The following is a 14450-nucleotide window of genomic DNA, read 5'->3' as shown; positions in this document are numbered from 1 at the left end:
GCGAGATGACCATCCAGCAGCCGACCACGATCCGCGGAGCGCGCACCCGCACGAGTCGCACACCGACCAAGCCGCACGGCCAATGGGCGCTCGACGGCACCGAGCCGCTGAACGGCAACGAGGAGTTCAAGCTCGCCGACAACGGGCTCAACGTGCGCGAGCGCATCGAGACGATCTACGCCGAGGGCGGCTTCGCGAGCATCGATCCGACCGACCTGCACGGGCGCTTCCGCTGGTGGGGCCTGTACACACAGCGCAAGCCGGGCATCGACGGTGGGCGCACCGCCCAGCTCGAGCCGCACGAGCTCGAGGACGAGTACTTCATGATGCGCGTGCGGATCGACGGCGGTCAGCTCACCACCGAGCAGCTGCGCGTGATCGGCGAGATCTCCACCGAGTTCGCGCGCGACACCGCCGACATCACCGACCGGCAGAACGTGCAGCTGCACTGGGTCGAGGTGCAGGACGTGCCCGAGATCTGGCGCCGCCTCGAGGCGGTCGGCCTCAGCACCACCGAGGCGTGCGGCGACGTGCCGCGTGTGATCCTCGGCTCGCCCGTCGCGGGCATCGCCGCCGACGAGCTCATCGATCCCACCCCGCAGATCCGCGAGATCGCCGACCGGTTCCTCGGCGATGAGACCCTGTCGAACCTGCCCCGCAAGTACAAGACCGCGATCACCGGGCATCCGGGCCAGGACGTCGTGCACGAGATCAACGACTGCGCGTTCGTCGCGGTCGAGCACCCCGAGCTGGGCATCGGCTACGACCTGTGGGTCGGCGGCGCGCTGTCGGTCGTGCCCCGGCTCGGCGAGCGCCTCGGCGTCTTCGTGCCGCCCGAGCGCGTCGCCGAGGTGTGGCACGGGGTCACGCAGATCTTCCGCGACTACGGCTACCGGCGCCTGCGCAACAAGGCGCGGCTGAAGTTCCTGCTCGCCGACTGGGGCACCGAGAAGTTCCGGGCGGTGCTCGAGAACGAGTACCTCGAATCCCCGCTGCCCGACGGCCCCGCCGCACCCAAGCCGAACAGCCTGGGCGACCACGTCGGCATCCACCGGCAGAAGGACGGCCGGTTCTTCGTCGGCGCCGCCCCGCTCGTCGGCCGCGTCTCGGGCAGCACCCTGACCGCACTGGCCGACCTCGCCGAGGCCCATGGATCGCAGCGCGTGCGCACCACCCCGCACCAGAAGCTCCTCGTGCTCGACATCGACGAGAGCCGCGTCGAGAGTCTCGTCGCCGGCCTCGACGCCCTCGGCCTGTCGGCGCGCCCGAGCCTGTTCCGCGGCGGCACGATCGCGTGCACCGGCATCGAGTTCTGCAAGCTCGCGATCGTCGAGACCAAGGTCAACGCGGCCCGCGCGATCGAGCAGCTGGAGGAGCGCCTGGGCGCACTCGAGCCCGCGATCGGGCGGCCGATCACGCTGCACGTGAACGGATGCCCGAACTCGTGCGCGCGCATCCAGACCGCCGACATCGGGCTGAAGGGTCAGCTCGTGCTCATCGACGGGCAGCAGGTGCCCGGCTACCAGGTGCATCTCGGCGGCGGACTCGCGAACGTCGACCGTGAGGAGGCCGGGCTCGGTCGTACCGTGCGCGGGCTGAAGGTGCCTGCCGACGGCATCGCCGACTACGCCGAGCGCGTCATCCGCCGCTACCTCGCCGATCGCGACGGCGCCGACGAGACCTTCGCACAGTGGGCGCACCGGGCGGATGACGAGGCCCTGCAATGAGCACTCCCGTCACGATCGGCTCCACCCGACGCTCGGCGGCCGAGCTCGAGGCACTCGCCGAGCGCGGCAACCGCGAGCTGCGCAGCCGACAGCCCGAGGAGGCGAGCCCCGCCGAGGTGGTCGCGTGGGTGGCGGCGAACTTCGCCGTCCCGCAGGCCGCCGTCGCCTGCTCGATGGCCGATGCCGCCCTGCCGCACCTGGTGGCCGAGGGCCTTCCCGGTGTCGACGTGCTGTTCCTCGACACCGGGTACCACTTCGCCGAGACGACGTTCACCCGCAACGAGGTCGCTTCGCGGCTCGACGTGAACGTCGTCGACGTGAAGCCCGCGCAGAGCGTGCGGGAGCAGGATGCCGAGTTCGGCGCCGACCTGTTCGCCCGGGACCCCGGGCTGTGCTGCGCGCGGCGCAAGGTCGAGCCGCTGCAGCGGGCGCTGGGCGGGTACGAGGTGTGGTTCACCGGAGTGCGCCGCGACGAGGCGCCCACCCGCGCCGAGACGGAGCTGGTGGTGTGGGACGCGCGCAACGGGCTCGTGAAGGTGAACCCCGTCGCGGCGTGGAGCTTCGACGACCTCATCGACTACGCCACCGTGCACGAGGTGCCGGTGAACCCCCTGATCGCGACCGGGTACCCGTCGATCGGATGCGCGCCATGCACCCGGCCGGTCGCCCCCGGCGAAGACCCCCGATCCGGCCGCTGGGCCGGACTGACGAAGACAGAATGCGGGCTGCACGTATGAGCACTGTTGCCGATCCCACCACCACCCTGAGCACGCTCGACCTGCTCGAGGCGGAGGGCATCCACATCATCCGCGAGGTCGTCGCGGAGTTCGAGCGCCCCGTGCTGCTGTTCTCGGGCGGCAAGGACTCGGTCGTGGTGCTGCACCTCGCCGCGAAGGCGTTCGCGCCGGGGCGGGTGCCCTTCCCCGTGCTGCACGTCGACACGGGCCACAACTTCCCCGAGGTCATCCGGTTCCGCGATGAGACGGTCGCGCGGCTCGGCATCGATCTCGAGGTCGCCCGCGTGCAGGACTACATCGACGACGGCCGGCTCGCGGAGCGCCCCGACGGCACGCGCAACCCGCTGCAGACCCAGCCGCTGCTCGACGCGATCGCGGCCGGTCGCCACGACGCCGTCTTCGGCGGCGCCCGCCGCGACGAGGACAAGGCGCGGGCGAAGGAGCGCATCATCTCGCTGCGCGACGAGTTCGGGCAATGGGATCCGCGCAACCAGCGCCCCGAGCTGTGGAGCCTGTACAACGGGCGGCACCTGCCGGGGCAGCACGTGCGCGCCTTCCCCATCTCGAACTGGACCGAGCTCGACATCTGGCGCTACATCGAGCGCGAGGACATCGCGCTGCCGCCGCTGTACTACGCCCACGAGCGCGAGGTCTTCCGACGCTCGGGCATGTGGTGGGCGGTCGGCGAGTTCTCGCAGCCGCGCGACGACGAACAGGTGGTGCGCCGCACCGTGCGCTACCGCACCGTCGGAGACATGAGCTGCACCGGCGCGGTGGAGTCGGATGCCGCGGACACGGCCGCCATCGTCGACGAGGTCGCCCGCACCACCCTCACCGAGCGCGGTGCGACCAGGGCCGATGACCGCATCAGCGAGGCCGCCATGGAGGACCGCAAGAAGGACGGATACTTCTGATGAGCACGACACTCTTCCGGTTCGCGACCGCGGGTTCGGTCGACGACGGCAAGTCCACCCTGGTGGGCCGGCTGCTGCACGACGCGAAGGCGATCCTCGCCGACCAGCTCGATCAGGTCGCCGCGACCTCCCGGGCCCGCGGCTTCGCGCACGGCGCGTTCGACTTCGCGCTGCTCACCGACGGCCTGCGCGCCGAGCGCGAGCAGGGCATCACCATCGACGTCGCATACCGCTACTTCGCGACCGACCGGCGCAGCTTCATCCTCGCGGACTGCCCCGGTCACGTGCAGTACACCCGCAACATGGTCACCGGTGCCGCCACGGCCGACGCCGTGGTGGTGCTGGTGGATGCCCGCAAGGGCGTCGTCGAGCAGACCAGGCGTCACCTCGCCGTGGCGTCGCTGCTGCGGGTGCCGCACGTGATCGTCGCGGTGAACAAGATCGACCTCACCGGCTTCGACGAGCAGGCCTATGTCGACATCGAGCTCGAGGCGCTGCGCGCGGCGGACGAACTGGGCATCGGTGCGGTGCGGGTGCTGCCCGTCTCGGCCCTCGAGGGCGACAACATCGTCGACCGGTCGGAGCGCACCCCGTGGTACCGCGGCGAGACGCTCTTCGAGCTGCTCGAGACGCTGCCCGTGCGCGCCGACGTCGATGAGCCGCTGCGCCTGCCGGTGCAGCTCGTGCTGCGCCCGCAGGGCGGTCTCTCGCCCGAGATCCCGGCCGACGAGGCCGAGCGGCTGCGTGACTTCCGCGGCTTCGCCGGTCGCATCGCCGCGGGCGCCGTCTCGGTCGGCGATCGCGTGCAGGTGCTGCCCTCGGGCCGCGCGACCGAGGTCACCGGCGTGCACGTCGCAGGTGCCGACATCGGCACGGCCGCGGTGCGCCAGTCGGTCACGCTCACCCTCGCCGACGAGATCGACGCCGCCCGCGGCGCGCTGATCGTCGCCGAGGGCTCGGCTCCGGAGCTGCGCCGGGATGCCGTGGTCGAGCTCTTCCAGCTCGATCCGCGCGCCACCGCGCCGGGGGCCCGGGTGCTCGTGAAGCACGGCACCGCGACCGTGCAGGCGATCGTCGCCGAGGTGCTCACCCGCCGCGACCTCGAGACCTTCGCCCACGCCGATCTGACCGCGCAGCCCGATGCGTCGCTCGCCGAGAACGAGATCGGCCGGGTGCGGCTGCGCCTGGCATCCGACCTGCCGCTCGAGCCGTACGCCCGCAGCCGCGAGGGCGGCTCGCTGCTGCTCATCCATCCCGCCGACGGCGCGACGCTCGCCGCCGGCACCGTCATCGACTGACCCGACCGCGAAACACCCAACCGCAGCACGAGCCTAAGGAGGCGAAACCGTGAACTTCACCCGCAGGAACAGGACATTCACCGCACTGGGAGCCCTCGCCATGGGGCTCTCCGCTCTGGCGCTCACGGGCTGCGCCCCGGCATCCGGTGCCGCGACCGAGCCGGTGACCGAGGTGCGCCTCGGCTACTTCGCCAACGTCACCCACGCGCCGGCTCTCGTCGGGCTGTCGGAGGGGCTGTTCCAGGATGCCCTTGGCGACGTCGCGCTGCAGACCGAGGTGTTCAACGCCGGCCCCGCCGCGATCGAAGCGCTCTCGGCCGGGGCGATCGACGCGACCTACATCGGTCCGAACCCCGCCATCAACACCTTCATCCAATCCGGCGGCGCCTCGGCGCGCATCATCGCCGGAGCCACCTCGGGCGGGGCGGCACTCGTCGTCCGCGACGGCATCGACGCCCCCGACGAGCTCGCCGGCACCACGATCGCGACCCCCCAGCTCGGCAACACGCAGGATGTGGCGCTGCGCAGCTGGCTCGCCGACGGGGGCTACGAGACCTCGGTCGCGGGCGACGGCGACGTGAACGTCACCCCCACCGAGAACGCCCAGACGCTGACGCTGTTCCAGGACGGCGAGGTCGACGGCGCGTGGCTCCCCGAGCCGTGGGTCTCGCGGCTGGTCGTCGAGGCCGGCGCTCACGTGCTGATCGATGAGGCCGACCTGTGGCCGGACGGCGACTTCCCCACCACCGTGCTGCTGGTGCGCGCCGAGTTCGCCGACCAGCATCCGGAGATCGTCGACGAGCTGCTGAAGGGCCACATCGCCACCGTGAAGTGGCTCGACGAGAACGCCGACGAGGCGCCGTCGGTGATCAACGCGGCGCTCGACGAAACCACCGGCAAGCGCCTCGACGACGCGGTTCTCGCCCGCGCGCTCGAGAACGTGACGTTCACCGTCGATCCGGCAGCCGCCACGTTCGAGACCCTGCTGGACCACGGCCTCGCCGCGGGCACGCAGAAGAAGGGCTCGATCGACGGGCTCTTCGATCTGCGGGCGCTGAACGCACTGCTCGAGAAGTCGGGCGCCGAGACCGTCTCGGCCGCCGGGCTCGGTGCCGACCGATGACCCGCGACGACACGCTGGCCCGCCCGCTGACGACGACAGTGCCCCTCTCCCCCAGCTTCGACGGTGTCGCGCCGCTGGCGCCGGCGGCGCCCGTCGTCGAACCCGCCGTGCGCATCTCGCACGTCACCAAGCGCTACGGCTCGGGGCCGGTGGTTCTCGACGATGTGTCGCTCGACATCGCACCCGGAGAGTTCGTATGCCTGCTCGGAGCATCCGGCTGCGGCAAGTCGACCCTGCTGAACCTCATCGCCGGGCTCGAGCCGCTCACCTCGGGCCAGCTCACGACCCCCGCGTCCGGCGCGGCGGTGATGTTCCAGGAGTCCGCGCTGATGCCGTGGCTCACCGCCCGCAAAAACATCGAGCTGGCGCTGCGGCTGCGCGGGATGCCTCGTGCCGAGCGCCATGCCGAGGCCGAGCGGCTGCTTCGCACCGTCAATCTGGCCGAGGCGGCCGACAAGCGCCCGCACGAGCTGTCGGGCGGGATGCGCCAGCGCGTGGCGCTCGCCCGGGCCCTCGCGCAGAACCGCTCGGTGCTGCTCATGGACGAGCCGTTCGCCGCACTCGACGCGATCACCCGCGACCTGCTGCACGAAGAGCTCGAGCGGGTGTGGCGCGCCACCGGCCGCACCATCGTCTTCGTCACCCACAACGTGCGTGAGGCCGCACGGCTCGGTCAGCGCGTGATCCTGCTCTCCAGCCGCCCCGGCCGCATCGCCGGCCAGTGGCGCATCAAGACCACCGCGGGCAGGCGCATCGAGTCGCCCGAGGTCGCGGCCCTCGCCGCCGAGATCACCGCCGAGCTGCGCAAGGAGATCGCCCGCAATGCCCAGTGAACCGACCGCAGCCCTCGTCCCGCACAGCCCCGTCTCGGCCGGCGAGGATCTCGACACGCTCTCCGCCGGACTCGACCGCCTGCAGTCGGATGCGACCGAGCGCCCGCCGTTCGTGCGCGACCTGCTGGGCAAGATCGTGCCGCCCATCGCGCTGCTGCTCGTGCTGATCGGGGTCTGGCAGCTGTACATCGTCATCGCGAACCCGCGCCCCGACAAGGCGCCGAGTCCCGCGGCGGTCGCCGGAGCGTTCGGCGAGGCGTGGGAGTCGGGACGCCTGCAGGAGGCCGTCGTCACGAGCCTCGAGCGCGGAGTCATCGGCTTCCTCATCGCGATCGTGGTCGGCACCGCGCTCGGGATGCTGCTCGCCGAATGGAAGCTGCTGCGCCGAGCCGCAGGGCCCCTGATCTCGGGCCTCACCGTGCTGCCCTCGGTCGCGTGGGTGCCCGCTGCGATCATCTGGTTCGCGCTGAGCGATGCCACCGCCTACTTCGTGATCCTGATGGGCGCGATCCCCTCGATCGTGAACGGACTGCTCTCGGGCATCGACCAGGTGCCGCCGCAGCTGCGCCGGGTGGGCACCGTGCTCGGGGCGAGCCGGTGGCAGCTGGCCACCGCGGTGACGCTGCCCGCCGCGCTGCCCGGCTACTTCGCCGGCCTGAAGCAGGGCTGGGCCTTCTCGTGGCGCTCGCTCATGGCCGCCGAGATCATCACGAGCGGCGGGTCGATCGGCTTCGGCCTCGGCACCATGCTCAACCAGTCGCGCGAGCTGGCGGATCTCGCCGGAGTGCTCGCCACCATCCTGCTCATCCTCGCGATCGGCATCGTCATCGAGCTGGTGCTGTTCGGCCCGGTGGAGCGACGCATGCTGCGCAACCGCGGACTGCTGCTAGGAGGCACCCGATGACCACGACAGCGACCCCTGCCGGAACGGTGACCCTCGTCGGCGCCGGCCCCGGCGATGCGGGACTGCTCACCCTGCGCGGGCTCCGCGCGCTCGAGCGGGCCGACGTGATCGTCGCCGACCGGCTCGGCGCGCGCAGCGTGCTCGCGCAGCTCGAGGCCGAGGGAGCGGTGATCGCCGCCGAGGTCATCGACGTCGGCAAGCTGCCCGGTCACCACCGCGTGCCGCAGGACGCCATCAACGAGCTGCTCGTCGAGCTCGCGCAGGCGGGCCGCGAGGTCGTGCGGCTGAAGGGCGGCGACCCGTTCGTGTTCGGTCGCGGCCGCGAGGAGCAGCTGTTCTGCGAGGCCGCGGGCGTGCGCGTCGAGGTCGTGCCCGGGGTGACCAGCGCCGTCTCGGTGCCCGCAGTGGCGGGCATCCCGCTCACCCACCGCGGCGTCGCCGCGTCGTTCAGCGTCGTGAGCGCGCACGACCAGATCGAGCCGGGCGGGCCGCTGAGCACCTCGGGCGCCGATCACACCCTCGTGCTGCTGATGGGCGTCAGCACGCTGGCGCATTCGGCGCACGTGCTGGCCGCCGGCGCCCGCGGCGTCGACTGCCCCGTCGCGATCATCGAGGACGGCTACGGCACCGGCGAGCGCGTGACGATCGGCACGCTCGGCACGATCGCGCATCTGGCCGCGGCACGCCAGGTGCGCTCGCCCGCCGTCGTCGTGATCGGCGAGGTGGTGCGGCTCAGTCCGTACGCCTCGTCGCTCGAGCCGGCGTCGGCGGATGCCGGCGACGCAGCGGCGCCCCCCGCCTCCCCGCCTGCACGCCGGCGGCCGCGCTCGCGCCTGGCCGCCGCGCTCGATGCCGGCCTCGCGGTCGACACCGGACTCATCCGGGCCATCGACGTCCACTCCTCCCCCTCCCCGTCTCGAAAGGTCTCCCTGTCATGACCCTCTCCACGCTGCGCGTCGCGATCGTCGGCGCAGGCCCCGCCGGCATCTATGCGGGCAACCTGCTCGCCCAGGCCGTGAAGGCCCATGAGTCGATCGGCGCGGTCGAGATCGATCTGTTCGAGTCGCTGCCGGCTCCCTACGGCCTGATCCGCTACGGGGTCGCGCCGGACCACCCCCGCATCAAGGGCATCGTCACCTCGCTGCACGAGATGCTCGATGCGTTGCCCGAGGCCGGCGCGGCACGGCGCACCATCCGGTTCATCGGCAACGTCGAGGTGGGTCGTGACATCGCGCTCGCCGAGCTGCGCGAGCGCTACCACGCGGTGATCCTCGCCACCGGCGCGCTGCGCGATGCGACTCTCGACATCCCCGGCGTCGACCTGCCCGGCTCCTACGGAGCGGCCGACTTCGTGGCCTGGTACGACGGGCATCCCGACGTGCCGCGCACCTGGCCGCTCGAGGCGTCGTCGGTCGCGGTGATCGGCAACGGCAACGTCGCGCTCGACGTCGCGCGCGTGCTCGCCAAACACGCGGTCGACCTGCGCACCACCGAGGTGCCCGACAACGTGCTCGCCGGGCTCGAGTCGTCGGCCGTGACCGATGTGCACGTGTTCGGGCGTCGCGGGCCGGCCGACATCAAGTTCACCCCCATCGAGCTGCGTGAGCTGGGCGATGTGCGCGACGTCGACATCGTGCTCGACGACGCGGACTTCGAGGGCGTCGACCCGGCTGCCGCAGCGAACAATCAGCTCAAGATCATGCTCCGCACCCTGAACTCGTGGCGCGACCGGCCGTCCACCGGGGCATCGCGCCGTCTGCACCTGCACTTCTGGCACGCGCCGGTCGAGATCACCGGCGCGGAGCGTGTCGAGGGCATCCGCTTCGCCCGCACCGCGCCGGACGCGTCCGGCGCACCCGTGCCGACCGGAGAGGTGCGCGAATACGACGTGCAGGCCGTCTACCGCGCGATCGGGTACTACGGCACCCGCGTCGCGGGAGCCGGCTTCGACGAGCGCCGCGGCGTGGTCCCGAACGAGGAGGGTCGCGTGCTCGGCGAGAGCGGGGTGTACGAGACGGGTCTGTACGCGACCGGTTGGATCAAGCGCGGACCGGTCGGCCTGATCGGCCACACGAAGTCCGACGCGCTCGAGACCGTCGGGCACCTCGTCGCCGATGCGCAGGCCGGCGTGCTCGCCGACCCGGTCGTCGACGCCGACGTGCTCGATCTGCTCGACGAGCGCGAGACGGCCTACACGACGTGGGACGGCTGGCTGGCTCTGGATGCCCACGAGCGCGCACTCGGCGAGAGCCACGAGCACGTCCGCGAGCGGGTCAAGGTCGTCGCGCGCGACGAGCAGGTCGAGATCTCGCGGCCGGGGGTGTTGACCCGATGACCTACGTGATCGCACTGCCGTGCGTAGACGTGAAGGACCGCGCCTGCATCGACGAGTGCCCCGTGGACTGCATCTACGAGGGCGAGCGCTCGCTGTACATCCACCCCGACGAGTGCGTCGACTGCGGGGCATGCGAGCCGGTGTGCCCGGTCGAGGCGATCTACTACGAAGACGACCTGCCCGAGGAGTGGGCCGACTACTACAAGGCCAACGTCGAGTTCTTCGACGAGATCGGCTCGCCGGGCGGCGCGTCGAAGGTCGGCGCCTACGACGTCGACCACCCGGTGGTGGCGGCGGTGCCGGCCGGAGCGAACGCGCATGACTGACTACGACGTGCTCATCGTCGGCGGCGGCCCCGCGGGCCTCTCGGCCGCGCTGAACCTCGGCCGCTCGCTCGCGCGCGTGCTGATCGTCGATGCCGACCGGCCGCGCAACGCGGCGACGCTCAACTCGCACGGCTTCCTCACCCGCGACGGGGTGCCGCCGTTCGAGCTGCGCCGCATCGCCCGTGAAGAGCTCGCTGCGTACCCCGACGTCGAGATCCGCTCGCGGGTGCGGGTGGGATCACTGACGCGGACGGATGCCGGGTACACGGCCGGCATCGGCCGCCGCGAGCCCTCGGAGCAGGTGAACGCGCGCTCGGTGCTGCTCGCCACCGGGCTCAGAGAGACGCTGCCCGACGTGCCGAACCTGCGCGGCTTCTACGGCATGAGCCTGTTCAGCTGCGCAGCGTGCGATGCGTGGGAGCTGCGCGGGCGCAGCCTCGCCCTGATCGGCGAGTCGAGCGACCTCGCAGACCGCGCCCGGCTGATCGCGCACTGGACGCCGCGGCTGACGGTGTTCACGAACGGCTCGGATGCGGTCGCCACCGCCGAGGAGGCGGAGCTCGCCACCGCCGGCGTGAGCGTGGTGCGCTCTGCCATCGTCGAGCTCGTGGGAGATCGTGGGCGCATCCAGGCGGTGCGCACCGCAGACGGCGGCGAGCACGCGATCGACGGCGGATTCGTGCGCCCCGAGTGGGACGCGGATCTGTCGTTCCTCGGCGGGCTGGCCCCGGAGCGCGACGGTGCCGGGCACCTGATGACCGACCGGTCCGGGCGCACGAGCATTCCCGGGCTGTACGCGGCGGGCGACGTCGCAGCCCCCGGCCCGCAGCAGCTGATCGTCGCCGCGGGGGCCGGCGCACGCGTCGCAGCCGTGATCACGCACGATCGGATCGGCGTCGCCACCACCCACTGAGCCGTCGAGGCCTGCTCGGTCCGGCTCAGTGGGCCGCGCTCATCCCGCGGCGATGCGCTCCAGTGCGACCAGCGGGATCGCCACCCACGACGGGCGGTTGCGCTTCTCGTAGATCGCCTCGTACACCGCCTTGTCGGCCTCGTAGGCGTCGACCAGGGTCCGCAACGGCGGGCTCAGCTCGGCCGGGGCATCCGCTCCCGAACCAGCACCCGCCGGTTCGAGGGCTGCGGTGTACGCGTGCAGGAAGTGCTCGCGCGCGATCGCCGACCACTCCTTGGCGCGTTCACCGCGCAGTTCCTGCTGCTCGTCTTCGCCCGGGCGACCCACCAGAGACATCTCCACGACGCCCGGGGCGTAGCTGAACGAGCGGAGCATGCCCGCGACGTCGCGCCACGGCGAGTCGAGCATGGTGCGCTCGGCGAACGGTCGGCCCGGCTCGCCCTCGAAGTCGACGATCCGCCAGCCGTGCGCGGTGCGCAGCGTCTGGCCGAGGTGCAGGTCGCCGTGCACGCGCTGCACCTGCAGTCCGTCCAGCTGCGCGACGGCGTCGTACAGCGCACGCAGTCTCGCGGCGTACGGCCCGATCTCGGGCACGACGGGCAGGGCACTGTCGAGCCGTTCGGCCATCGCGCGGGCCAGTCGGGTCGTCGCCTCCTGCCCGCGGCGCTCCGACGGGAACCTCTCGCGCAGCGCCGCGTGCACCTCGGCGAGCGCCTCGCCGAGCCGGGCGGCCTCACCGCCGAAGTCACCGCCCGATTCGATCACCGTCAGCTCGGGGTCGACCAGCGCCGCGCGCACGCTGCCGGTGGCCAGCTCGAAGCCGTCGGCGGCCGTGCTCAGGAACTCCTGCAGCATCGCCAGCTGCAGCACTTCGCCGTCGATGTCGGTCTCGATCCAGCCGTACAGCTCGGCGATGTGCTCCGAGCCCGCACCGGTGAGCACGTCGTGGATCTCGATGTCCGGGTTCACACCCGGGCTGACCTTGCGGAACAGCTTCATGATCGCGGTGTCGTCGAACCGCAGCGACGAGTTCGACTGCTCACCGGTCAGGGGCGAGGAGCGCAGGTCGGGGTCGAGCGCCAGACCGGCCGACACGCGGCGGAAGCGCAGCCCGCCGACATCCGCCTGTCCGCTCGCCTCGGCGGCGATGAAGCCGCGCAGCCACAGCGCCATCGCGTCGCGGTCGTGCACCGCGTCGTACAGATGCCGCTCATGACCGTCGACCTGCACGGAGCCGACATAGGCGTGGCCGTGCCGGTCCTCGATCTCCTCGTAGCGCGCCAGCGGCACCTGGTACAGCTCCGTCCCGTCCTCGGCATCCTGGTATTCGACGGTGACGAGGTAGACACCGACATCCGGGCCGTGCCCGTCTCCTGGCAGCTCGGCCAGTTCGCGCACCCCGGTGACGCGGAACGGGCGGCCCTTGCCGCCGAACCACCGCGTGCGCACGAGGTAGCCCTCCAGAAGCGCATGATCGATCGAGGTCACAGCAACCCCACCTCCTCCGAATCCTCCGCCGGTGCGTGCAGCTGGAACCAGTAGAACCCGTGGCCGGCCAGCGTGAGCAGGTACGGCCACTCGCCGATGCGGGGGAACGGCACCCCGCCGACCAGTTCGACGGGGATCATCCCCTCGAAGCGCCGCAGATCCAGCTCGACCGGCTGAGGGAACTGCGACAGGTTGTTCACGCACAGGATGACGTCCGACGTGCCGTCGTCGTTCGTGTGCTCGCGGGTGTACGACAGCACCGACGGGTTCGAGCCGCCGAGATCGTTGAACCCGCCCAGACCGAACGCCGGATGCCGCTTGCGCGCCTGAATCATCTGCCGAGTCCAGTGCAGCAGCGAGGAGCGGTCCTCCTGCTGCGCCTCGACGTTCACGGCGAGGTACCCGTAGACGGGGTCCTGCACGACCGGCTTGCTGAGCTTGCCCGGGTTCGCGCTCGAGAAGCCGGCGTTGCGGTCGGAGGTCCACTGCATCGGGGTGCGCACGCCGTCGCGGTCACCGAGCCAGATGTTGTCTCCCATGCCGATCTCGTCGCCGTAGTACAGCACCGGCGACCCGGGCAGCGACAGCAGCAGCGCGGTGAACAGCTCGATGCGGTCGATGTCGTTCTCGAGCAGTGGTGCGAGGCGACGGCGGATGCCGATGTTCGCCTTCATCCGCGGATCCTGCGCGTACTCGTTCCACATGTAGTCGCGGTCTTCGTCGGTCACCATCTCGAGGGTGAGCTCGTCGTGGTTGCGCAGGAAGATGCCCCACTGGCATCCGGCCGGGATCGAGGGCGTGTCGGCGAGGATCTCGCTGATGGGGTAGCGCGATTCCCGCCGCACCGCCATGAAGATGCGCGGCATCACCGGGAAATGGAAGCACATGTGACACTCGTCGCCGCCGACCTCGGGGTCGCCGAAGTAGTCGACCACGTCGGCCGGCCACTGGTTCGCCTCGGCGAGCAGCACCCGCCCCGGATAGTTCTCGTCGACGAAGCGCCGCACCTTCTTCAGGAACTCGTGCGTCTCGGGCAGGTTCTCGCCGTTGGTGCCGGGGCGCTCGTAGAGGTACGGCACGGCGTCGAGCCGGAACCCGTCCAGCCCCATGTCGAGCCAGAACCGCATGGCGTCGAGCATCGCCTCGTGCACCTTCGGGTTGTCGAAGTTGAGGTCGGGCTGGTGCGAGAAGAAGCGGTGCCAGAAGTACTGCTTGCGCACCGGGTCCCACGTCCAGTTGCTCGGCTCGGTGTCGACGAAGATGATGCGGGCGTCCTCGTACAGCTCGTCGGTGTCGCTCCACACGTAGAAGTCGCCGTACGGTCCTTCGGGATCGCTGCGGCTGGCCTGGAACCACGGATGCTCGTCGCTGGTGTGATTCATGACGAAGTCGATGATCACCTTGATGTCGCGGTCGTGCGCGGCGTCGAGGAACTCCTGGAAGTCGTCGGTGGTGCCCAGGTCGGACTGCACGCCGGTGTAGTCGGCGACGTCGTAGCCGCCGTCGCGCAGAGGCGAGGGGAAGAACGGCGGGATCCACAAGCAGTCCACGCCCAGCCACTGCAGGTAGTCGAGCTTGTCGATGAGGCCGCGGAAGTCGCCGATGCCGTCGCCGTCGCCGTCTTTGAACGAGCGGACGAGCACCTCGTAGAAGACCGCCGTCTTGAACCACTCGGGTGCGGGGCTGCCCGGGGTGTCGGGGAACGGCTGCTGCGTCAGGATCGGGATCGACGCGGTGTACGGGGCGGGTTCGGCGGTCATGCGGACTCCCTCACCATCGGAATGCGGCCGAGCATGTGCCGACCCTGTCACACGAGACGGCCGCTGGCTAGGGTCTTGCACACCTCTTGACC

Annotated in this window: 13 protein-coding genes; 11 read left to right on the top strand and 2 right to left on the bottom strand. The window is 71.1% G+C overall.

The window, feature by feature from the left end:
• The first annotated feature begins 5 nt into the window (after positions 1-5).
• The 11 genes from V2S04_RS01455 to V2S04_RS01405 all read left to right on the top strand — a co-directional run bounded on the left by V2S04_RS01455 (position 6) and on the right by V2S04_RS01405 (position 11110).
• A complete protein-coding gene (locus tag V2S04_RS01455) occupies positions 6-1727 on the top strand; it encodes a nitrite/sulfite reductase (RefSeq protein WP_413636752.1) in 1722 nt (573 codons plus the stop codon).
• Entirely contained in the window at positions 1724-2464 is a 741-nt protein-coding gene (locus V2S04_RS01450) for a phosphoadenylyl-sulfate reductase (protein ID WP_413636751.1), read from the top strand. Before V2S04_RS01455 ends, V2S04_RS01450 begins: the two co-directional genes overlap by 4 nt.
• A complete protein-coding gene (gene cysD / locus V2S04_RS01445) occupies positions 2461-3378 on the top strand; it encodes a sulfate adenylyltransferase subunit CysD (protein ID WP_413636750.1) in 918 nt (305 codons plus the stop codon). Before V2S04_RS01450 ends, cysD begins: the two co-directional genes overlap by 4 nt.
• The gene (locus V2S04_RS01440) at positions 3378-4676 is read left to right on the top strand and encodes a sulfate adenylyltransferase subunit 1 (protein ID WP_413636749.1); all 1299 of its coding nucleotides are present in this window, start codon (positions 3378-3380) and stop codon (positions 4674-4676) included. The genes cysD and V2S04_RS01440 overlap by 1 nt, the downstream gene beginning before the upstream one ends.
• 100 nt (positions 4677-4776) lie before the next feature.
• Positions 4777-5799, top strand: a complete 1023-nt coding sequence (locus tag V2S04_RS01435) for an ABC transporter substrate-binding protein (protein WP_413637273.1) — start codon at positions 4777-4779, stop codon at positions 5797-5799.
• Entirely contained in the window at positions 5796-6632 is an 837-nt protein-coding gene (locus V2S04_RS01430; protein WP_413636748.1) for an ABC transporter ATP-binding protein, read from the top strand. Before V2S04_RS01435 ends, V2S04_RS01430 begins: the two co-directional genes overlap by 4 nt.
• Positions 6622-7536: an ABC transporter permease gene (locus V2S04_RS01425; protein ID WP_413636747.1), complete on the top strand. Its 915-nt coding sequence runs from the start codon at positions 6622-6624 to the stop codon at positions 7534-7536. The genes V2S04_RS01430 and V2S04_RS01425 overlap by 11 nt, the downstream gene beginning before the upstream one ends.
• The gene (cobA, locus tag V2S04_RS01420; RefSeq protein WP_413636746.1) at positions 7533-8474 is read left to right on the top strand and encodes a uroporphyrinogen-III C-methyltransferase; all 942 of its coding nucleotides are present in this window, start codon (positions 7533-7535) and stop codon (positions 8472-8474) included. The genes V2S04_RS01425 and cobA overlap by 4 nt, the downstream gene beginning before the upstream one ends.
• Positions 8471-9871, top strand: coding sequence for an FAD-dependent oxidoreductase (locus tag V2S04_RS01415; protein ID WP_413636745.1), 1401 nt, complete (start codon positions 8471-8473; stop codon positions 9869-9871). The genes cobA and V2S04_RS01415 overlap by 4 nt, the downstream gene beginning before the upstream one ends.
• Complete coding sequence (gene fdxA / locus V2S04_RS01410) at positions 9868-10197, top strand: ferredoxin (RefSeq protein WP_110555089.1); 330 nt, start codon at positions 9868-9870, stop codon at positions 10195-10197. Before V2S04_RS01415 ends, fdxA begins: the two co-directional genes overlap by 4 nt.
• Positions 10190-11110, top strand: a complete 921-nt coding sequence (locus tag V2S04_RS01405; protein WP_413636744.1) for an NAD(P)/FAD-dependent oxidoreductase — start codon at positions 10190-10192, stop codon at positions 11108-11110. Before fdxA ends, V2S04_RS01405 begins: the two co-directional genes overlap by 8 nt.
• 39 nt (positions 11111-11149) lie before the next feature.
• On the opposite strand, the gene V2S04_RS01400 is transcribed toward V2S04_RS01405, so the two are convergent.
• Complete coding sequence (locus tag V2S04_RS01400; protein WP_413636743.1) at positions 11150-12598, bottom strand: maltokinase N-terminal cap-like domain-containing protein; 1449 nt, start codon at positions 12596-12598, stop codon at positions 11150-11152.
• Positions 12595-14358, bottom strand: a complete 1764-nt coding sequence (gene treS, locus V2S04_RS01395; RefSeq protein WP_413636742.1) for a maltose alpha-D-glucosyltransferase — start codon at positions 14356-14358, stop codon at positions 12595-12597. Before treS ends, V2S04_RS01400 begins: the two co-directional genes overlap by 4 nt.
• Positions 14359-14450 lie beyond the last annotated feature (92 nt).

The sequence above is a fragment of the Microbacterium sp. OR21 genome (assembly GCF_047306785.1).
Lineage (GTDB): Bacteria > Actinomycetota > Actinomycetes > Actinomycetales > Microbacteriaceae > Microbacterium > Microbacterium esteraromaticum_E.
The sequence above is the reverse complement of the archived record's forward strand: the minus strand, read 5'-3'. Positions and strand labels throughout refer to the sequence as shown.